This is a genomic window from Streptomyces spectabilis (genome assembly GCF_008704795.1).
Lineage (GTDB): Bacteria > Actinomycetota > Actinomycetes > Streptomycetales > Streptomycetaceae > Streptomyces > Streptomyces spectabilis.
In genome coordinates this window covers 8394828-8415288 of sequence record NZ_CP023690.1, presented here as the reverse complement: position 1 = coordinate 8415288, position 20461 = coordinate 8394828, and the positions used below count along the sequence as shown (strand labels likewise).

Sequence of the window (20461 nt, the reverse complement as noted above, 5' to 3'; positions counted from 1 at the left end):
ATCCGGTGGACGGCGGATCTCGCCGACGGGTGGAATGGGCCGCCTGCCACCAAGTCGACGAAGGCGCCGGGCACATGGCCCGGCCGAGGGGATCCCCGTGTCACCGAGCGGTACCGACGAGACGTACGACGAACCGGACCAGGACGCCCTGGACATCCCGGGCGCCCAGGACGACGACGAGGTCGCGGTGACCATCGACGTGCCGCTGGTGCGGCGCCTCCTCGCGGCGCAGTTCCCGCGGTGGGCGCACCTGCCCGTGACCCCGGTGCCCCGCTCGGGCATGGACAACGCGACCTTCCGCCTGGGCGACGACATGGCCCTTCGGTTGCCCCGCCACGCCCGCTGGAGGGGCCAGGTCGAGCGGGAGCAGCGCTGGCTCCCGTGGCTGGCGCCGCAGCTGCCGCTCGCGGTCTCGCAGCCGCTGGCGCAGGGCGGGCCGGGCGAGGGCTATCCGTTCCCGTGGTCGGTCTGCCGCTGGCTGGAGGGCGAGCCCGCGACGACGGATGGCCTGGCGGATCCGCATGAGGCCGCCGCCCAACTCGCCGACTTCATCGGCACGTTGCAGCGGATCGATCCGACGGACGGGCCGCCGCCGCAGTGGAGCAACGCCTTCCGGGGCGCGCGCGTGGGCGCCGAGTGTCCGCAGCTCGCCGCCGACTCCACGGTGCGGGCGAAGATCGCGAAGCTGGACGGCATGGTCGACACGGACGCCGTCACGGCGGTGTGGGAGCAGGCGCTCGCGGCGCCCGCCTGGGACCGTCCGCCGGTGTGGCTGCACGGCGACCTGGCGACCGGCAATCTGCTGGCCGTCGACGGGCGCCTGACCGCCGTCATCGACTTCGGGACGCTGGCCGTCGGCGACCCGGCGTGCGATCTGATCCCGGCGTGGATGTTCCTGCCCGCGACGGCCCGCGCCACGTTCCGCGCGGCCGTCGGCGCGGACGACGCGACGTGGGCACGCGGCCGCGGCATCGCGCTCGCCGGGTCCCTGCCGGTCCCCGACGACCCGTTCTTCCAGCAGGACCCGGCCCGCGTGACGACGGCGCTGCGGCATCTGAAGGCGATCCTCGCGGACGGCTGAGCAGGCGGCTGAGTCGGACGGCTGAGCGGATGGCTGTGCCGACGGCTGAGCGGGTGGCCGAACCGACGGCTGAGCGGCCGGCTCAGCCCACGGCCGCGCTCCCCGCGCACACAGTACGGAACATTCCGTTTCGTCCCCTCGCCTCCCGGGCACCCGGGCCCGCATGGAACTGGTGCCCCTGCGACAGGACTGGATCCACCGGGCCGCGTGTGCTGATGAGGACCCCGAGCTGTTCTTCCCCGTCGGCACCTCAGGACCGGCCGAACGGGACCAGGAGGAAGCCAAACGCATCTGCGCGCACTGCGCGGTGGCGCGGGAGTGTCTCGCCTACGCGCTCAGCTCCGGCCAGACGTCGGGAGTCTGGGGCGGCAAGGGCGAGGACGAACTCGCGGGCCTCCGCCGCTCCCGGCCCGCCCGCAGGCGGGCGTAGGCACGGCCCCCGCTGGGCCGTGCCCCGTTCGGCGGGGCGCTCGCTCAGCCCCGGTACGTCTCCAGGAGCCGCAGCCACACCTCGCTGATCGTCGGATACGCCGGGACCGCGTGCCACAGGCGGTCGACGGGGACCTCGCCCGCGATGGCGACCGTGGCGGAGTGGATCAGCTCGCCGACGCCGGGACCGACGAAGGTGACGCCAAGGACGACCTCGCGGTCCAGGTCGACGACCATGCGGGCGCGGCCCCGGTACCCGTCGGCGTACAGGCCGGACCCGGCGACGGACGCGAGGTCGTAGTCGACGGCGCGCACCCGGTGGCCCGCCTCCTCGGCGGCGGCGAGGGTGAGGCCCGCCGAGGCCGCCTCGGGGTCGGTGAAGACGACCTGCGGGACGGCGTCGTGGTCGGCGGTCGCGCTGTGGGCGCCCCACCGGTCGGTCTCCAGGATCGGCACGCGCCGCGCGCGGGCGGCGATCGCGGCGCCCGCGATCCGCGCCTGATACTTGCCCTGGTGGGTCAGCAGAGCCCGGTGGTTCACGTCACCGACGGCGTACAGCCAGTCGCTGCCGGCGACCTGGCAGCTGTCGTCGACGGACAGCCACGCGCCGGGCTCCAGGCCGACCGTGTCCAGGCCGAGGTCGTCGGTGCGCGGGGCGCGGCCGGTGGCGAAGAGCACCTCGTCGGCCTCGATCAGGTCGCCGCCGTCGAGCTCGACGGTGACCGTGGCGCCGTCCCTGCGCACCGCCTTCACCGAGGTGTCCGTACGGACCTCCGCGCCCGCCTCGCGCAGCGCGTCGGCGACCAGCTCCCCGGCGAACGGCTCCATCTTGGGCAGCAGCCCCCCACCCCGCACCAGGAGCGTCACCCGGGAGCCGAGGGCCTGCCAGACCGTGGCCATCTCCACGCCGACCACCCCGCCGCCGACCACGACCAGGCGGCCGGGCACGTGGTCGGCGCCGGTCGCCTCGCGGCTGGTCCACGGCTTGGCGTCGGCGGCGCCCGGCAGGTCGGGGACGACGGCCCGGCTGCCGGTGCACACGGCGACCGCGTGCCGGGCCGCCAGCTCCGTGACGGTGCCGTCGGCGGCGGTGACGGTCACCCGGCGCGTGCCCGCGAGCCGGCCGTGGCCCCGGAACAGGTCGACGCCGATCGAGTCGAGCCAGCCGACCTGGCCGTCGTCCTTCCAGTGGGAGGCGTACTCGTCCCGGTGGGCGAGGACGGCGGACGCGTCCAGGGCGCCCTCCACCAGGTGGCGCAGGCCCGGCACGCGGCGCGCGTCGGCGCGCGCCACGACGGGCCGCAGCAGCGCCTTGCTGGGCATGCAGGCCCAGTACGAGCACTCCCCGCCGACCAGCTCGCTCTCCACGATCGCCGCGCTGAGGCCCGCCGCGCGCGCCCGGTCGGCGACGTTCTCCCCGACCGGTCCGGCCCCGATGACCACTACGTCGTAGGTGTTGTCCGCTGTTTCGCCCGTGGCGTCCGTGGATTGCGTCATGAGGCCAGTCTGGTGCCAGGTGTGCGGCGTGGCCACACGGGTACGCGCGCGGAATACGGCCGCCGCCGCGGCCGTTGTGCACGACGGCTTCGCCCCCACCAGGAAGAGAGACTCAATCATGAGCACGACCGTGGAGCTCACGAAGGAAAACTTCGACCAGACGATGACGGAGAACGACTTCGTCCTGATCGACTTCTGGGCGTCCTGGTGCGGTCCCTGCCGCCAGTTCGCACCGGTGTACGAGAAGGCCGCGGAGGCCAACCCGGACCTGGTCTTCGGCAAGGTGGACACGGAGGCCCAGCCGGAGCTCGCGGCCGCGTTCGGCATCCAGTCGATTCCCACGCTGATGATCGTCCGGGACCAGGTCGCGGTGTTCGCGCAGCCGGGCGCCCTTCCGGAGTCCGCCCTGGAGGACGTGATCGGTCAGGCCCGCCAGCTCGACATGAACGAGGTCCGCAAGTCGGTGGCGGAGCAGCAGGCCAAGGAGCAGGGGGCGTAACACGTCGCCCGGGGGCGCCGGGCCGGGGCTCAGCTCGACTCGCGGTGCACCACGCTCGCGCCGAGCACGTCGTGCACCTCCGGCCGCGCCCCCGGCTCCCGCACCACGCGGTCGACCAGCTCGGCCAGGCCGCGGCCCGACGGCAGCTCGATGCGGACGCTGCTCAGGCGCGGCCGAAGGAGTCTCCCGAGCATCAGGTCGTCGGCACCCACGACGGCGGTGTCGTCCGGGACGCGCAGCCCCTCGTCCTGGAGGGCGCGCATGAGGAGCATCGCGTACTCGTCGTTGTACGCGAAGACGGCGTCGAGGCCGAGCGCGCGCCAGCGGCCCGCGAGCCGGGCGGCGGAGTCCTCGCCGTAGCCCAGCGGCAGCTCGGTCACCTCGCCGTCGCCCGTGCCGCGCACGGCGGCCCGCACGCCGTCGAGGCGCGGCCGCGAGAAGGGTTCGAGCCCGGGCTCATCGGGGACCACCACGCCTATGCGGCGGCGGCCGCGGGCCAGCAGGTGCTCGGCGGCGCTGCGGCCGACCAGGCGCTGGTCCATGAGCAGCGCGTGCGCGCCCTCGGCCCGCTGCGGGCCGAGCGTGAAGACCGCCTTGGCGCCGGAGCGCTTGAGGACGGAGACGCCGCGGGCGCCGAGCGCGGTCGCGTCGGGGGCGAGGACCGCGACCGGGCGCAGCTCGGCCCAGGCGCGGGCGGCCTCCTCACCGGTGAGGCCGAGGCTGCCGTACTGCACGACGGTGTAGTCGAACCGGCTGAGCGCCCACTGGAGTTCGCTGAAGAAGCGGCTGAAGAGCGGGCCCACGGGGATCTGGGGCGTGGGCATGAGGACCATGCGGGTGTGCCCGGCGCGCAGACTGCGGGCGGCGGCGTGCGGGACGTAGCCGAGCTCCTTGGCGGCCTCGCGGACGCGGTGGCGCGTGGGCTCGCTGATGCGCACGGCACTGGTGTTGTTCAGGACGTAGCTCACGGTGGCGCGCGAGACGCCCGCGAGGCGTGCGACGTCGGCGCTGGTCGGAACGGAGTGCGGCACGCGCTGCGCGGCGTCCTGCGGCTCGGGGTCGGATGGCGGGCTCGGCGCGGTCGGCGCCGGATCCGGCGCGGGCTGCTGCTTCGGTATCTGCACCATGACGGGGGCAATCCTTCCAGACGCCCCCGGGGCGCACCCAGGCGGGCGCGGGGGCGCTGCCGGGCAGTCGCCGGGGCATGGGCGCGCACGCCATCCTGGCTGGTAGCGCGGGAGGTCACACGCGCCCGTACCCGCGCACACACGGCTCGGCCGGGGCGGCCCACGCCGCTCGCGCGCGCCGCGCCGATGCGGAGCGCGCGCGGCGGGCGGGAGTGAACTGCGCCTGGCCGATTCCGCGTTGGCCCACCGGAAGCTACCGTGCGGTAAGCAACCGCGGCCGCGCCGCCCGACCGAAGGTGCCCCCACATGAGCAGCGACCGTTCCGAAGGCCTCGCGGAGACCGTCCGCGCGCTCAGCGCGGGCGAGGTGTCCGCGCGCGAACTCGCCGAGCGGACGCTCACCCGCATCCTGGCGACCCAGGGCACGCTCAACGCCTTCCGCGTGGTGCGCGCCGAGGCCGCGCTCGCCGAAGCGGACGCCGCCGACCGGCAGTTGGCGGCGGGCGTCCGCGCCCCGCTGCTCGGGGTGCCGATCGCGGTGAAGGACGACACGGACGTGGCGGGCGAGCCGACGGCGTTCGGCTGCCCCGGCGACTTCCCGCCCAAGGCGCGCGACGCGGAGGCGGTGCGCAGGCTGCGGGCGGCGGGCGCGGTCATCGTCGGCAAGACCAACACGTGCGAGCTGGGGCAGTGGCCGTTCACGGAGGGGCCCGCGTTCGGCGACACCCGCAATCCGTGGAACACCCGCCACACGCCGGGCGGTTCGTCGGGCGGCTCCGCCGCGGCGGTCGCGGCGGGCCTGGTGCCGGTGGCGCTCGGCTCGGACGGGGCGGGCTCGGTGCGGATCCCGGCCGCGTGGACGCACCTGGTCGGGGTCAAGCCGCAGCGCGGGCGCATCTCGACGTGGCCGTGGCCGGAGGCGTTCAACGGCATCACCGTCAACGGCCCGCTCGCGCGCACCGTGACCGATGCCGCGCTGCTCCTGGACGCGGCGAGCGGCAACCACCGGGACGACCCGCACCAGCCGTCCGCGATCCGCGCCGCCGACGCGGCGACGCGCGAGCCGCGCAAACTGCGTGTCGCGCTCTCCCTACGCACGCCGTTCACGGCCACGCCCAAGCGTCTGCACCCGCTCGTGCGGGCCAAGGTCGTGGACCTCGCCGACCGCCTGGCCGCGCTCGGGCACGACGTGGAGGAGGCCGACCCGCGCTACGGCCAGATCGGCCTCGCCTTCGTGCCGCGGGCCACGGCGGGCGTCGCCGACTGGGTGCGCGAGGTGCCCGACCCCGCCCTGCTCGACCCGCGCACCAAGGACGCCGCCCGCCTGGGGCGGCTGCTCGGCGGTGCGCCGCTGCGGCTCTCCCGGCGGGCGGAGGCGACCCTGCACCGGCGCGTGGGCGCCGTCTTCGACACGTACGACGTGGTCCTCGCGCCCACGACCGCCACCCCGCCGCCGCCCGTCGGGGCGCTCGCGGGGCTCAGCGCCTTGCGCACGGACCAGGCGATGATCGCGGCGTGTCCGTACGCCTGGCCGTGGAACGTGCTCGGCTGGCCGGGAGTGAACGTCCCCGCGGGCCGGGTCGCGGGCGGTCTGCCGGTGGGCGCCCAGCTCCTCGGCCCGGCGGGCAGCGAGCCGCTGCTCATCTCGCTCGCGGCGCAGCTGGAGGCCGACCGGCGCTGGCACGAGTCCTGGCCGGAGCCCGCGGACACGCGGGCGGCCCCCTGAGCGGGCGGGCCGAAAATGCCGTGCGGCCCGTGCGGACGCCGTCTACCGTCTGAGCCGTGCAGCTCTACGAGATCCACATCCACGGTTTCGCCGACACGGAAGCCGCGCTCGCGCTCCAGGAGCCCCTCGCCCGGCTGCTGTGTCCGGTCGAGGACCACGAGGGGCCCTGCGAGGTGCCCTGGGGCTTCACCGCGGGGGACGGCTCTCTGGTGCTCGGCATCTACGCGAGCGCCGCGCGGGCGGCGGAGGTGACGGACCGGGTGCGGTCGTTCGTGGGCGGCGCGCACCCGGCCGTCCTGGGCGGGCCGACCAGCGACGCCTTCGACGAGCTGATGGGGCAGTACCGCGTCGAGCGCCCCGCCGCCGGCGACTGACCGGCGCGCTCCCGGGGCGGACGTGGCGTTTCGGCCATCCCGTGCGGGAACGGCACACGCGTGGTCTATTGGAAGGAATGCCCCGTGTGGTGCGCGAACCGACGGCGCGGCGCGGCCGTCGTTCACCGCGACGGCATCTTCCGGCCACCCGGGGCCGTCTTGTGCGAAATAGCTTCAAGGTCTTGGGTGTTACGAGCGCTGCCCGGACGCGACGTCCGGACCGCCCGGAACAGGAGGACCCCCGGCATGCCAGAAGGAGACTGTACGAACCGTCGCGCGCGTCCTCGGGACGCCGTGACCGAGGCGGAGGTCGAGGCCCTGGTGCGCGGCATCTGCTTCAAGAACGGGCCGCCCGCCGCCGTCGGCGTCGAGCTGGAATGGCTCGTCCACGACCGGCGCTCACCGCGCCTTCCCGTCACGTCCGCCCGTGTGGAGGCCGCCCGCGCGGCCCTTCGGACCCGGTCCCTGCACTCGGCGGTCACCGTGGAACCCGGCGGTCAGCTGGAGCTCAGCTCGCTGCCCGCCGCCTCGCTCATGGAGTGCGTATCGGCCGTGGCGGCCGATCTCACCGTCGTCCGCGACACGCTCCGCCCCCTGGACCTCACCCTCACCGGCCTCGGCGCCGATCCGTGGCGCGCCCCGACGCGGCTGCTCCGGGAGCCGCGCTACGACGCCATGGAGTCCTGGCTCGACCGCGCGGGTGAGGCGGGCCGCCGCATGATGTGCTCCACGGCGTCCGTGCAGATCTGTCTGGACGCCGGGTACGCGGAGCCGGGGCCGCTCGGCTTCGCCCGGCGCTGGCGGCTCGCGCACCTCCTCGGCCCCGTCCTGGTGGCGGCGTTCGCCAACTCGCCGGTGCAGGACGGCCGCGCCACGGGCTGGCGGTCCACCCGGCAGGCCGTGTGGGCGGGCATCGACCCCGGCAGGTCGGGCGCGCCCGCGCTCGACGAGGAGCCGCGGGCGGCCTGGGCCCGGCACGCCCTGGACGCGCCGGTGATGTGCGTGCGCACCGAGAGCGCCGGGGCCGCGGACGGGGCGCCGTGGCTGGTGCCCCAAGGCCTGAGCTTCCGGTCCTGGGTGCGCTCGGGCCTGCCGCGGCCGCCCACCCGCGGGGACCTCGACTACCACCTCACCACGCTGTTCCCGCCGGTCAGACCGCGCGGACACCTGGAGCTGCGCATGGTCGACGCGCAGAGCGGCGCGGACGGCTGGGTGGTGCCCCTTGCGGTGACCATGGCGCTCTTCGACGACGCGCAGGCCGCCGAGACGGCCTACCGCACGGTCAAGCCGCTGGCCGAGCGGGCCGGGGCGACGCCCGCGCCGCACAGCCCGCTGTGGCTGGACGCGGCGCGCCACGGCCTCGCGGACCCGGAGCTGCGCGAGGCGGCGACGGCCTGCTTCGACGCCGCCCTGGACGCGCTGCCCCGGCTCGGCGCCGCGCCCGCGGTGCTGGCCGCCGTCGCGGCGCACGCCGACCGGTACGTCGTCCGCGGCCGCTGCCCGGCGGACGACCTGCTCGACGAACTCGACGCACAAGGGGCGCTGGCCCCCGGGAAGGACGTACCGCGATGACCGGTTCCACGACCGGAGCCCCGCCCGAGGTGCCCGTCGGCCCCGAGGAGCTGCGGCAGCGCGCGCTCACCGCGCTCCGCGCCGCGCGCGAGCGCACCGCGCTGCTCACCTCGTGCGTCGAGGACGGCGAACTGACAGCCCAGCACTCGCCGTTGATGTCACCGCTGGTGTGGGACCTCGCCCACATCGGCAACCAGGAGGAGCAGTGGCTGCTGCGCGCGGTCGGCGGCCGCGACGCGCTGCGGCCCGAGATCGACTCCCTGTACGACGCCTTCGAGCACCCGCGCGCCGCGCGTCCCTCGCTGCCGCTGCTCGCGCCCGCCGAGGCCCGTCGCTACGCCGCCGACGTGCGCGGCCGGGCGCTCGACGTCCTTCAGAGCACCCCGTTCACGGACGGCACCCCGTTCACGGGCACCCCGCTTGCGGAGGGCGCCGCGCAGGCGGTCCGCGGCCTCACCGACGCGGGCTTCGCCTTCGGCATGATCGCCCAGCACGAGCAGCAGCACGACGAGACCATGCTGATCACCCATCAGCTGCGGGCGGGCGCCCCGGCGCTCACCGCCCCGGACCCGGAGCCCGCTCCGGCCTTCGGCGGCCCGGACGAAGTCCTCGTGCCCGGCTCCACGTTCACCATGGGCACGTCCACCGAGCCCTGGGCGCTCGACAACGAGCGCCCCGCCCACCGGCGTCTCGTACCGCCGTTCTTCCTCGACACCACACCGGTGACGAACGCCGCGTACCAGCGCTTCATCGACGACGGCGGGTACGACGAGCCGCGCTGGTGGCACGAGCGCGGCTGGGAGGCGGTCCGCGGCCACGGCCTCACGGCGCCGCTGTTCTGGCGGCGCGAGGGCGGCCAGTGGCTGCGGCGGCGCTTCGGCCGCGTCGAGCCGGTGCCCGCCGACGAGCCGGTGGTGCACGTCAGCTGGTACGAGGCGGACGCCTACGCGCGCTGGGCGGGACGGCGCCTGCCGACGGAGGCCGAGTGGGAGAAGGCGGCCCGCCACAAGCCGGAGGAGGACCGCTCGACGCGCTACCCGTGGGGCGACGAGGACCCCGCGCCCCACCACGCGAACCTGGGGCAGCGCCATCTGCGGCCCGCGCCCGCGGGCAGCTATCCGCGGGGCGAGTCCCCGCTCGGCATACGGCAGTTGATGGGTGACGTGTGGGAGTGGACGGCGAGCGACTTCCTGCCGTACCCGGGCTTCGTCGCCTTCCCCTACCGCGAGTACTCGGAGGTGTTCTTCGGCGGCGACTACAAGGTCCTGCGCGGCGGCGCCTTCTCCGTGGACGCCGTGGCCTGCCGGGGCACCTTCCGCAACTGGGACCACCCGGTGCGGCGGCAGATCTTCTCCGGCTTCCGCACGGCCCGCGACGCCACCACCGCCGAGCTGGCCGCGGAGCTGGGCTGATGTGCCGTCACCTCGCCTACGTGGGCGCGCCCGCGCACCTGGGCGCGCTGCTCGTGGAGCCCGCGCACAGCCTCTTGCGGCAGTCCTGGGCGCCCCGGCACCAGCGGCACGGCACGGTCAACGCCGACGGCTTCGGCGTGGGCTGGTACGCCGACGGCGACCCGGTGCCCGCGCGCTACCGGCGGGCCGGGCCGATCTGGGGCGACCAGTCGTTCGCGGACCTGGCCCGCGTGGTGCGCTCGGGGGCGGTCCTGGCCGCCGTGCGCGACGCCACCGTGGCGGGCGCGGACGGGGAGGCCGCGGCGGCGCCGTTCGCCGCGGACCGCTGGCTGTTCAGCCACAACGGCGCGGTCTCCGGCTGGCCCGGCTCGCTCGCGCCGCTCGCCGCGGGCCTGCCGCCCACCGATCTCCTCTCCCTCGAGGCGCGCTGCGACTCCGCGCTCGTCTGGGCGCTCGTACAGGCCCGCCTCCGGCGCGGCGAGCCGCTGTCGCAGGCGCTCGCGGACACCGTCGTGGAGGTCGCAGAGGCGGCCCCGGGAGCACGTCTGAACCTGCTGCTCACCGACGGCACGACGATCGCCGCGACAGCCTGGGGCGACACCCTCTGGTACCTGGCCGTGCCGGGGCGCGGCACCGTCGCCGCGTCCGAGCCCTACGACGACGACCCGCGCTGGCGGGAGGTCCCCGACCACACGCTGCTCCACGCGAGCCGCACCGACGTCCTTCTCACCCCGCTCAAGGAGCCACCCGCGTGAGCCCGTTCCTGCTGACCCGCACCCTGCCCGAGGACGCCACCGACGCCGCCCTGCGCGCCGACGTCCTGCACGGCCTCACCCACACGCCGAAGACGCTCCCGCCCAAGTGGTTCTACGACGCGCGCGGCAGCGTCCTCTTCGACGAGATCACCACCCTGCCCGAGTACTACCCGACGCGTGCCGAGCGCGAGATCCTCGTCGCCAGGTCGGCGCGGATCGCCGAGGTCACCGGCGCGCGCACGCTGATAGAGCTCGGCTCTGGCTCCTCCGACAAGACCCGGCACCTCATCGACGCGCTGACGGACCTGCACACGTACGTGCCCGTGGACGTCAGCGAGTCCGCGCTCACCGGCGCGGCGAACACGCTCCTCGCGGAGCGGCCGTCCCTGAGCGTGCACGCGCTCGTCGCCGACTTCACCCAGGGCCTGGCGCTGCCCGGGACGCCGGGGCCGCGCCTGGTGGCGTTCCTCGGCGGCACCATCGGCAATCTGCTGCCCGCCGAGCGCGCCGCGTTCCTGGCCTCGGTGCGCGGCCTGCTCTCCCCCGGCGACTCGCTGCTCCTCGGCACGGACCTGGTCAAGGACGCCTCGGTCCTCGTGTCCGCGTACGACGACGGGGCGGGCGTGACCGCCGCGTTCAACAAGAACGTCCTGCACGTCGTGAACCGCGAGCTCGGCGCGGACTTCGACCCCGAGGCGTTCGGCCACGTCGCGGTCTGGGACGGCGACCGGGAGTGGATCGAGATGCGGCTGCGCTCCCGCCTCGCGCAGACGGTGAAGATCCCCGCCCTGGACCTGACGGTCGACTTCGAGCGGGGCGAGGACCTGCGCACCGAGGTCTCCGCGAAGTTCCGCGAGGACGGCGTCCGCTCCGAACTCGCCGCGGCGGGCCTGAAGCTGACGCACTGGTGGACGGACGAGCGCGGCCGCTTCGCGCTGTCGTTGAGCACGGCCTCCTGAGAGGCAGCCGTTCCCGGGGCCCGGCGCCGACGGCGGCGGGCCCCTCGGGCCGGGCTCAGCGCCCGTAGTCCTCCAGCGCCTCGGTGATCCGGCCGGAGGCCGCCTTGGCCTCGGCGGCCGCGTCGGCGCCGGCGAGGACCTTCGACATATACGCCTTGATCGGGTTGTTGGCCTCGACCAGGGCCCAGCGCGGCGAGTTGGGCGTGGCCCGGCCCCGTGCGGCCCCGGCCGCCATCGCGGCCACCCCGGCGTCGCCGGACACGGTCGGGGCGAGCTTCGTCTTGTTCGGCACGTAGTCCATGGTGCGCGCCAGGTCCTTCTGCCACTTCGCGCCCGCGAGCGCCTTGACGACCTCGACGGCCGCCTTGCGCTCCTTCGTGCCCTCGCGCACGACGAGGTCGGAGCCGCCGGTGAAGACCGCGCCGGGCTTGCCCGCGGTCTTGCCGGGGATCGGGAAGTAGCCGATCTTCCCCTTCAGACGGGGGTTCTTCGCCTCGATGGCGCGGGCGCTGCCGGGCACCGCGATGATCTGGGCGACGTCGCCCTTGGCGAACACCCCGGCCTGCGGCGGGTGTTCCTCGTCCGCGTTCTGCGGGCCGTCGCCGAGCGCCTGGAGCTGCTTGTAGAACTCCATGCCGCGCAGGGCGGCCGGGGAGTGCAGGCTGCCCTTCCAGGCGCCGTTCTTCTCCTTGGCGAGGTCGCCGCCCTCGTCCCAGATGAAGCCGGACAGCGTGTACCAGTCCTGTCCGGCGAGGTAGATGCCCTGATTGGCGCCGTTGTCGAGGCGCGCCGTCGCGTCCAGCCACTGCTGCCGGGTCTTGGGCGGCTGCTTGATCCCGGCCTGGGCGAACAGGTCCTTGTTGTAGAGGACGACGCGGTTGGCGGCGTACCACGGCACGCCGTACTGGGCGCCCCGGTAGCGCCCGGGCTCGCCGAGGCCGGGCAGCCAGTCCTCCATGCCGAGGTCGCGCGCGGACTCCAGGGTGAGGTCCTCCAGGCCGCCCCGGTCGACGTACTGGGAGACCTGGGTGTTGCCGACCTCGATGACGTCGGGCCCGTCCGCCTTCTTGAGGGCCTTCTGCACCTTGGGGCCGATGCCGGTCCATTCGTGGACGCGGATGTCCAGGTCGATGTCGTCGTGCTCCTTCTCGAAGCCCTCGGTGAACCGCTCGACGAACGCGTCCGACGCGCTGCCCCGCATCAGCCAGACCGTGACGGTGCTCTTGTCGTCGTCACCGCCGGGCAGGAGGCCGCAGCCGGGCAGCAGGGCGGTGGCGGCGAAGGCCAGGGCGAGGGACAGCGAGATGCGTCTGTGGCGCGCGTTCACGTCGGTCACTTTCTGCGGTGGACAGCATGGGGGTAGGGCCCGACGTGGGGAAGAGCGGTGCTCGAACGGGTGTGTGGGATTTTGGTACGGACCACAACTTCGGTCAAGGGGCTCGGGCGCATCGGTCCCTCACGGCACCTCCATCGGTCACACACATCGCTCCCCCGCCGCACCGCCGCCAACAGGCCCGTGCGGAGCCCCGGCACTACCGTGGAGTGCAGCCGCACCGCCGCGGAGAGGAGAAGGACCGCATGTCCGAGCACACCTACCGGGTCACCGAGATCGTCGGCACCTCCCACGAAGGCGTCGACCAGGCCATCCGCAACGGCATCACCCGCGCCTCGCAGACGCTGCGCGGCCTGGACTGGTTCGAGGTCACGCAGGTGCGCGGCCACATCGAGGACGGGGAGATCCGGCACTTCCAGGTGGGTCTGAAGGTCGGCTTCCGTCTGGAGGACGCGGACTGACCGCCCGGCGCCGCCCCGGCCGCGCCGCCGACCCTCGCGGCCTCAGGTGCGCCGTCGCCCCTCGCGGCCTCAGGTGCGCCCCTCGCGCTCCTGCGCGTCCTTGAGCGCGTCCGACGGCCGCGCCCAGTCCGCCCGCACCACCGTGAACCCGGCCCGCTCCGCGTCGTCGCACACCAGCGCGTCGTCGTCCACCAGCACGCGCACCTCCCGATCCCGCGCGAGGCGCCGCAGGATCTCCACCTTGGTGCGGCGGGCGGGCCGCCGGTCGTGGTCGCGCCGCATCCAGATCCGCCCCGCGGGCAGCCCCTGCGCGGCGAGCCACGCCTCGGTGTCGGCGCGGCAGCGCTCCGGCCGCCCCGTGAGGTACACGACCTCGCACTCCACGGCGCTCTGCCGCACGAGCGCGACACCCGGCGGCAGCGGCGGGTCGTGCGGCGCCGCCGCGAAGAAGGCGTCCCAGTCGCGCGGCTCGCGCTCCAGGAACCGCTGGCGGTGCGCGGTGTCGGCGAGGGTGCCGTCGAGGTCGAACACGGCGAGCGGTCTGAGGTCGTCCGTCACGCGCCCAGCGTACGGACCCGCCGAAGTGCGCGGCGACCTGGCGCGAGCGGGAATCCCCGGCCGCGGCGAGCGTTGAACATGTCTGTGAGCACAGTGATCGAATCCACCCGGTTCTCCGTCCTCGACCGCTCGCGCGTCCGCGAGGGGCACGAGGGCCCCGAGGCGCTGCGCGACACGGTCCGCTTCGCGCAGGACCTGGAAGCCCTCGGCTACCACCGCTTCTGGGTGTCCGAACACCACGGCGTGCCCGGCGTCGCCGGTTCCGCGCCGACCGTGCTCGCGGCGGCCGTCGCCGGGGCCACCCGGACGATCCGGGTCGGCACGGGCGGCGTGATGCTGCCGAACCATCAGCCGCTCGTGGTCGCCGAGCAGTTCGGGGTCCTGGAGGCGCTCTTCCCCGGCCGGATCGACATGGGGCTCGGCCGCTCGGTCGGGTTCACGGACGGCGTCCGCAAGGCGCTCGGCCGCGACAAGCACGCCGCCGAGGACTTCGCGGCACAGCTCACGGAGCTGCTCGACTGGTTCCGCGGCGCGTCGGACACCGGCGTGCGCGCCTACCCCGCCGACGGCGTACGGGTCCCCGCGTACGTCCTGGCCACCGGCGAGGGCGCCGCCATCGCGGCGGCCGCGGGCCTGCCGCTGGTCATCGGCGATCTGAGGGGCCGCGACAGGATGCTCCGCGCCGTCGACGGCTACCGCGCGGCCTTCACGCCCTCGCCGTGGGCGCGGGAGCCGTACGTGATCGTCTCGGGTTCGGTCGCCGTCGCGGAGACCGAGGCGGCGGCCCGCCGGCTGCTCGTGCCGGAGGCCTGGTCGATGGCGTACTCCCGCACCCGCGGCACGTTCCCGCCGCTGCCGCCCGCCGAGCGCGTCGAGGAACTGGCGGCGACGGGCGGCATGGCCGACAAGGAGCGCGAGCTGTACGAGTCCGGGCTCCAGGGCCACATCCACGGCACCGAGGAGCAGGTCGCCGACGCCCTGGAGGGACTGCTCAAGGACAGCGGCGCCCAGGAGGTCCTGGTCACCACGAGTACGCACGACCGGACGGGCCTGCTCGACTCCTACCGGCGCCTTGCGCGCGTGGCGGGCCTCACCGGGGCCGCGGGGACCACGCCGGCCGACCGGCGGTGACCGCCCGAGGTGCGCGAACGGCTCCGGCCTAGAATCGTGGGGTTTGCCCCATCGCCGCGTTCGGAGCCCGCCCCATGCCAAGCCCCCGCGCCCACGACCACGACCCGTTCGTCCGCGTCCGGGGCGCCCGCGAGCACAATCTGCGCGGCGTCGACGTGGACGTCCCGCGCGACGTGATCGCCGTGTTCACCGGCGTCTCCGGGTCCGGGAAGTCCTCGCTGGCCTTCGGGACCATCTACGCGGAGGCCCAGCGCCGCTACTTCGAGTCCGTCGCGCCGTACGCGCGCCGCCTCATCCACCAGGTCGGGGCGCCCGAGGTCGGCGAGATCACGGGTCTTCCGCCCGCCGTCTCGCTCCAGCAGCGCAGGGCGGCGCCCACCTCGCGCTCCTCGGTGGGCACCGTCACGACGCTCTCCAACTCGCTGCGGATGCTGTTCTCGCGGGCCGGTTCCTACCCCGCGGGCGCCGAGCGGCTCGATTCCGACGCGTTCTCGCCGAACACGGCCGCCGGGGCGTGTCCCGCGTGCCACGGCCTCGGCCGGGTGCACCGCACCACGGAGGAACTCCTGGTCCCCGACGCGTCCCTGTCCATCCGCGACGGCGCCATCGCGGCCTGGCCCGGCGCCTGGCAGGGCAAGAACCTCCGCGACGTCCTCGACACGCTCGGCCACGACGTGGACCGCCCCTGGCGCGAACTGCCGCAGGGCGAGCGGGACTGGATCCTGTTCACCGACGAGCAGCCGGTGGTGACGGTCCACCCCGTCCGCGAGGCCGGCCGCATCCAACGCCCCTACCAGGGCACGTATATGAGCGCCCGGCGCTACGTCATGAAGACCTTCTCCGACTCCAAGAGCCCGACCCTGCGCGCCAAGGCCGAGCGCTTCCTGACCAGCGAGCCCTGCCCGGCGTGCGGCGGCAGCAGGCTGCGGCCCGAGGCGCTCGCGGTGACGTTCGCGGGCCGCACGATCGCGGAGCTGGCCGCGCTGCCGCTGAGCGACCTCGCCGCGTGCCTGCGGGACGCCGGTGGCTCGGAGACGGCCCGCGTCCTCACCGCCGACCTCCTCTCCCGCATCGACACCATCACCGAGCTGGGCCTCGGCTACCTCTCCCCCGACCGCGCCACGCCGACGCTCTCCCCCGGCGAACTCCAGCGCCTGCGCCTCGCGACCCAGCTGCGCTCCGGGCTCTTCGGCGTCGTGTACGTCCTCGACGAGCCGTCGGCCGGGCTGCACCCGGCGGACACCGAGTCCCTCCTCGCGGTGCTCGACCGGCTCAAGGCCGCGGGCAACTCGGTGTTCGTCGTGGAGCACCACCTCGACGTGATGCGGCACGCCGACTGGCTCGTGGACGTGGGCCCGCGCGCGGGCGAGCACGGCGGCGAGGTGCTGCACAGCGGGCCCGTGGCGGACCTCGCCGACGTCCCCGAGTCCGCGACGGCCCGCTATCTCTTCGGCCGCGCCCCCGCCCCGGCGCGGGAGGCCCGCGAGCCGCGCGGATGGCTGAAGGTGGGCCCGGTGACCCGGCACAACCTGCGGGACGTGACGGTGGAGTTCCCCCTCGGCGCGTTCACCGCGGTCACCGGCGTCTCCGGCTCCGGAAAGTCCACGCTCCTCGGCGAGCTCACCGAGGAGCTCGACGGCGTCGGCCGCCTGGTCCGCGTCGACCAGAAGCCCATCGGCCGCACCCCCCGCTCCAACCTGGCCACCTACACCGGTCTCTTCGACGTCGTACGCAAGGTCTTCGCGGCCACGGACGAGGCGCGGGAGCGCGGGTACGGCGTCGGGCGGTTCTCCTTCAACGTGGCGGGCGGCCGGTGCGAGACCTGCCAGGGCGAGGGGTTCGTGAGCGTGGAGCTGCTCTTCCTGCCCAGTACGTACGCCCCCTGCCCCGACTGCGCGGGCGCCCGCTACAACCCGGAGACCCTCCAGGTCACCCACCACGGCCGGAACATCGCCGAGGTCCTCGACCTCACCGTCGAGGGCGCCGCCGACTTCTTCGCCGACGTCCCCGCCGTCCGGCGGAGCCTGGGCACCCTCATCGACGTCGGCCTCGGCTATCTGCGTCTCGGGCAGCCCGCCACGGAGCTGTCCGGGGGCGAGGCGCAGCGCATCAAGCTCGCCAGCGAGCTGCAGCGGGCGCGGCGCGGGCACACCCTCTACCTCCTGGACGAGCCCACCACCGGGCTGCACCCCGCCGATGTCGAGCTGCTCGTGGGGCGGCTGCACGAACTGGTCGACGCGGGGCACTCCGTGGTGGTCGCCGAGCACGACATGGCCGTGGTGGCCGGGGCGGACTGGGTGGTGGACCTGGGGCCCGGGGGTGGGGCGGGGGGTGGCCGCGTGGTGGCCTGCGGCCCGCCCCGCCAGGTCGCCCGCGAGGCCCACAGCCGCACGGCCCCCTACCTGGCCGCGGCCCTGCCCTCCCCGGCCTAGCGGCCCCTCCTCCCACCCGTACCTGGGGGAATGTGAGCCCGTCCGGCGATTGAGGACGAGCGCGGAGCGCGATGGGGGCGGGTGGGTGGGGAGTGGGCTCACGCGGGGTCGTAGACCACTGTCCAGGGGCGGGGCACCGGGCCCGGGGTGGACGGGGGGCGAGGGGTCGCTGGACCGTTGCTGGACAGCACCTCCGCGGCGAGCCCCGCGAAGCGCCCGGCCCCGGCGTGAGCCCCCTGCACGGGCCACGCCCCGGCGACCCGCTGCGCGAGGGGCCGCCCGGCGAGGGGCCGCCAGACCACCCGCGGCTCCTTGCGCGCGGCGGTACCCCGTTCGAAGGCCACGCCCTGACCTGCCGCCACGAGGCCGAGCAGGAACTCGGGGTTGCGGGCGTGCCGGACGCGGCCGGGCACGAAGCCGCCCCCGCGGCAGACGTCGAGCGTGGTGTCGTACCAGCCCGGCGCGGCGTCCCGCGGGCACAGCACCAGATCGTGCCCGGACAGGTCCGCGAGGGCGACCTCCGGTAGCCGGGCCAGCGGGGACGTGCGGGGCAGCACCACCCCCAGCTCGACGGCGACTTCGGGGCCGAGGACGAGGCCGGTGGCGTCGACCGGCAGATGCAGCAGGCCGACGTCGAGGCCCCCGGACGCGAGCAGCCGGAGCTGCTCCTGCGTGGACACCTCCTGGAGGTCGACGCGGAGCCCGGGCGCGCGCTCGGCGCAGGCGGCGAGCAGCGCGTGCAGCACGGGCGCGGCGGTGTCCTCGGGCACGCCGGCCCGCAGCGTACCGACGTCGCCGTCGACGGCGCGCCGCACCAGGGAGCGCAGCCGCTCCTCGCGGACGAGGAGCGCGCGGGCCTCGTCGTAGAGGACGGACCCGGCCGCGGTGAGCCGGACCTGCCGGTTGCTCCGGTCGAAGAGTTCGGCGCCGAGTTCCTTCTCCAGGCGCCGCACGGCCTGGCTGAGCGGCGGCTGTGCCATGCCGAGCAGTTCGGCGGCCCGGCTGAAGTGCAGCTCCTCCGCGGTGACGACGAAAATACGCAGGTGCCGCAAGAGATCCACGCGACGAGCGTAGGCGAGAGGAAGCGAGGGACGGGATGCGGGTCGAGGAACACGGGGCCGAGGGACTCGGAGTCGAGGAACGCGTACGGGAGGTCTTCGCCCGGGCGGGCGCGGAGGGCGCGCTGCACGCGATGCGCGTAGACGCCCCCGGAGGGGACGACGTCTCCGTCGCCGCCGACACCCCCGTCGCCATCTCCTCCGTCTTCAAGGTGCTGCTGGTCCTGGAGTTCGCCCGCCAGGCCGCCGCGGGGCAGCTCGATCCCCGGGAGCGGGTCCTGGTGACGGACGCGCACCGGCTGGGCGGCTGGGGGACCGCCGGGTGCGTGGACGACGTGGAGATCTCGCTGCGCGACCTCGCGTACTTCGCGCTGACCGTGAGCGACAACTCGGCGGCCGACATCCTGCTCTCACGCGTCGGCCTCGACACGGTGGGGATGCTGGCGCGGGAGCTGGGTCTGACGCGGACCCGGATCGTGGGCGGGCCGCGCGAGGCCCTCGCCTCGATGCTCGACGACGTCGGGGCGCGTACGGCCGAGGAGTTCGCCACGCGCTACCGCGCCCTGTCGGACGAGGGCAAGCGCCGCCTGGGCGTCCTGGACCCGCGGCGCGCCAACGCCGGCACACCGCGCGAGGTCACCCGCCTCCTCGACCTGATCTGGCGGGACGCGGCGGGGCCGCCCGAGGCGTGCGCGCGGGTGCGGGAGCTGATGGGCCGCCAGGTGTTCCGGCACCGGCTCACCTCGGGTTTCCCCGACGACGTGCGGATCGCCGCGAAGACCGGCACGCTGCCGGGGCTGCACATCGAGGCGGGGGTGGTGCGCTGGCCCGAGGGCGACACGTACGCGGTGGCGGTGTTCGCCAGGAGCCGTGCGATGGTCGCCGACCTCACCCGGGTGGACGCCGCGATCGGCACCGCCGCGAGAATCGCCGTCGACAGCTTGCGGTCCGGGGCCGGCCACCCACGTCAACCGGTCTGACCTGGCGCTATACAGAATCGGATATGGACTTCACGGCCCTTTGCTCTTGGACGGCGGGCCCTGGCTCCTGGTCTGCTGCCGCCATGAACACCGACGCACGACACGGCGGCCCCGGCCGTCGCACCCTCCTGCGCGGTGCCGCCCTCGGCGCCACCGTCCCCCTGATCCCCGCCGCCGCGTCCGCCGAGGGGCGCGCCCCGGCGCGTCGCCGTTCCGCGACGGCCGTCTCGTACCGCTGGCTCGGCACCTCCGGCTGGCGCATCGACCTGCGCGGGGAGCCGAAGACGCGGACCGTCCTCGTCGATCCGTACGTCACCCGCTTCGACACCGGCCTGTTCACCGGCTCCTTCGACCCCGCGACGCCGCTGCGCACCGACGAGGCGCTGGTACGCGAGCACACGGGCACACCCGAGGTCATCTGCGTCACGCACACCCACTGGGACCATCTCAACGACGTTCCGCACGTGGCCCGTTCGACGGGGGCCAGGGTCATCGGCACCGAGACGACGTACCACGTACTGCGCTCGCTCGGCGTGGACGCGGGGCAGATCTCCGTGGTGAAGGGCGGCGAGGTGCTCGCCTTCGACGGGTACGTGATCGAGGTGGCGAGCTCGCGGCACAGCCGCAACGGCTCGTACTCCTACTTCGCGCCGGGCACCCTGCACGCCCCGCCCGCCACGGCGCCCCGGACCGTCTCCGACCTGCCCGAGGGCGACACCCTTGCGTTCAAGGTGACGCCGGACGGCGCGCCCTCGGCGCTGTTCATGGGGGCCAGCGACTTCGACGAGCGCTCCTTCAGGGGCCTGGAGCCGGACATCGCGATGGTCGCGGTGGCGTCGAGCGCGTCCACGCACCGCTATGTGCCGCGGCTGCTCGACGCGCTCGGCCGCCCCGACGTGCTCGTGCCGGTGCACTGGGACGACTTCGAGCAGCCGCTGAGCCGGCCGCCCCGCAAGGACGGCACGGGCCTGGACGACTTCCTCGCCCGGGCCCGTGCGGTCAGCCCCCGCTCCCGGCTCGTGGTGCCGGACTACCAGACGGTGTACGGGGCCGACCTGCGGCCCCGCCGCTAGCGCCC

The 20461-nt window shown here is 74.9% G+C and carries 19 protein-coding genes; 14 read left to right on the top strand and 5 right to left on the bottom strand.

The annotated features are described in order from the left end of the window. The first annotated feature begins 97 nt into the window (after positions 1-97). Together CP982_RS35780 and CP982_RS35775 are read left to right on the top strand one after the other, a co-directional pair. Positions 98-1081 (top strand): aminoglycoside phosphotransferase family protein, encoded by a 984-nt coding sequence (locus tag CP982_RS35780; RefSeq protein ID WP_308294322.1) that lies wholly within the window; start codon positions 98-100, stop codon positions 1079-1081. Between the two features lie 163 nt (positions 1082-1244). Further along, positions 1245-1511 (top strand): WhiB family transcriptional regulator, encoded by a 267-nt coding sequence (locus CP982_RS35775; protein ID WP_150514263.1) that lies wholly within the window; start codon positions 1245-1247, stop codon positions 1509-1511. A gap of 44 nt (positions 1512-1555) precedes the next feature. On the opposite strand, the gene CP982_RS35770 is transcribed toward CP982_RS35775, so the two are convergent. Continuing rightward, positions 1556-3007 (bottom strand): dihydrolipoyl dehydrogenase family protein, encoded by a 1452-nt coding sequence (locus tag CP982_RS35770; protein ID WP_150514262.1) that lies wholly within the window; start codon positions 3005-3007, stop codon positions 1556-1558. Positions 3008-3125: 118 nt separating this feature from the next. Here CP982_RS35770 and trxA point away from each other — a divergent pair, with 118 nt between their 5' ends. Then, a complete protein-coding gene (gene trxA / locus CP982_RS35765; RefSeq protein WP_150514261.1) occupies positions 3126-3506 on the top strand; it encodes a thioredoxin in 381 nt (126 codons plus the stop codon). Positions 3507-3535: 29 nt separating this feature from the next. On the opposite strand, the gene CP982_RS35760 is transcribed toward trxA, so the two are convergent. Then, positions 3536-4633, bottom strand: coding sequence for a LacI family DNA-binding transcriptional regulator (locus CP982_RS35760; RefSeq protein WP_150514260.1), 1098 nt, complete (start codon positions 4631-4633; stop codon positions 3536-3538). 306 nt (positions 4634-4939) lie between these two features. On the opposite strand from CP982_RS35760, the gene CP982_RS35755 reads away from it, so the two are divergent. From CP982_RS35755 to egtD, 6 genes are all read left to right on the top strand, one after another. Beyond that, positions 4940-6358, top strand: a complete 1419-nt coding sequence (locus CP982_RS35755) for an amidase (protein WP_150514259.1) — start codon at positions 4940-4942, stop codon at positions 6356-6358. A 56-nt stretch (positions 6359-6414) separates the two neighbouring features. Next, positions 6415-6732, top strand: a complete 318-nt coding sequence (locus tag CP982_RS35750; RefSeq protein WP_150514258.1) for a hypothetical protein — start codon at positions 6415-6417, stop codon at positions 6730-6732. A 246-nt stretch (positions 6733-6978) separates the two neighbouring features. After that, positions 6979-8304, top strand: a complete 1326-nt coding sequence (gene egtA, locus CP982_RS35745; RefSeq protein WP_150514257.1) for an ergothioneine biosynthesis glutamate--cysteine ligase EgtA — start codon at positions 6979-6981, stop codon at positions 8302-8304. After that, positions 8301-9716, top strand: a complete 1416-nt coding sequence (egtB, locus tag CP982_RS35740) for an ergothioneine biosynthesis protein EgtB (RefSeq protein WP_150514256.1) — start codon at positions 8301-8303, stop codon at positions 9714-9716. The genes egtA and egtB overlap by 4 nt, the downstream gene beginning before the upstream one ends. Beyond that, entirely contained in the window at positions 9716-10471 is a 756-nt protein-coding gene (gene egtC, locus CP982_RS35735) for an ergothioneine biosynthesis protein EgtC (protein WP_150514255.1), read from the top strand. Before egtB ends, egtC begins: the two co-directional genes overlap by 1 nt. Continuing rightward, positions 10468-11430 (top strand): L-histidine N(alpha)-methyltransferase, encoded by a 963-nt coding sequence (gene egtD / locus CP982_RS35730; protein ID WP_150514254.1) that lies wholly within the window; start codon positions 10468-10470, stop codon positions 11428-11430. Before egtC ends, egtD begins: the two co-directional genes overlap by 4 nt. Positions 11431-11485: 55 nt before the next feature. Here the strand turns inward: egtD and CP982_RS35725 are convergent, their stop codons facing one another. Continuing rightward, complete coding sequence (locus CP982_RS35725) at positions 11486-12766, bottom strand: extracellular solute-binding protein (protein ID WP_443744625.1); 1281 nt, start codon at positions 12764-12766, stop codon at positions 11486-11488. A 242-nt stretch (positions 12767-13008) separates the two neighbouring features. Here CP982_RS35725 and CP982_RS35720 point away from each other — a divergent pair, with 242 nt between their 5' ends. Then, positions 13009-13224 carry a dodecin gene (locus CP982_RS35720; protein WP_150514253.1) on the top strand — a complete coding sequence of 72 codons (216 nt, stop codon included), beginning with the start codon at positions 13009-13011 and terminating at the stop codon, positions 13222-13224. Between the two features lie 69 nt (positions 13225-13293). Here the strand turns inward: CP982_RS35720 and CP982_RS35715 are convergent, their stop codons facing one another. Continuing rightward, on the bottom strand, positions 13294-13782 hold the full coding sequence (locus CP982_RS35715; RefSeq protein ID WP_150514252.1) for a phosphatase domain-containing protein: 489 nt from the start codon (positions 13780-13782) through the stop codon (positions 13294-13296). Positions 13783-13866: 84 nt separating this feature from the next. Here CP982_RS35715 and CP982_RS35710 point away from each other — a divergent pair, with 84 nt between their 5' ends. Both CP982_RS35710 and CP982_RS35705 read left to right on the top strand, forming a co-directional pair. Then, positions 13867-14913 (top strand): MsnO8 family LLM class oxidoreductase, encoded by a 1047-nt coding sequence (locus tag CP982_RS35710; RefSeq protein ID WP_150514251.1) that lies wholly within the window; start codon positions 13867-13869, stop codon positions 14911-14913. Positions 14914-14987: 74 nt separating this feature from the next. Then, positions 14988-17345 carry an ATP-binding cassette domain-containing protein gene (locus CP982_RS35705; RefSeq protein WP_150514250.1) on the top strand — a complete coding sequence of 786 codons (2358 nt, stop codon included), beginning with the start codon at positions 14988-14990 and terminating at the stop codon, positions 17343-17345. 98 nt (positions 17346-17443) lie between these two features. Here CP982_RS35705 and CP982_RS35700 read toward each other — a convergent pair whose 3' ends face one another. Further along, positions 17444-18406, bottom strand: coding sequence for a LysR family transcriptional regulator (locus tag CP982_RS35700; RefSeq protein ID WP_150514249.1), 963 nt, complete (start codon positions 18404-18406; stop codon positions 17444-17446). Positions 18407-18441: 35 nt separating this feature from the next. On the opposite strand from CP982_RS35700, the gene CP982_RS35695 reads away from it, so the two are divergent. Then, on the top strand, positions 18442-19383 hold the full coding sequence (locus CP982_RS35695; protein ID WP_150514247.1) for a serine hydrolase: 942 nt from the start codon (positions 18442-18444) through the stop codon (positions 19381-19383). Positions 19384-19466: 83 nt separating this feature from the next. Beyond that, complete coding sequence (locus tag CP982_RS35690) at positions 19467-20456, top strand: MBL fold metallo-hydrolase (protein WP_150514246.1); 990 nt, start codon at positions 19467-19469, stop codon at positions 20454-20456. The last annotated feature ends 5 nt before the right edge of the window (positions 20457-20461 follow it).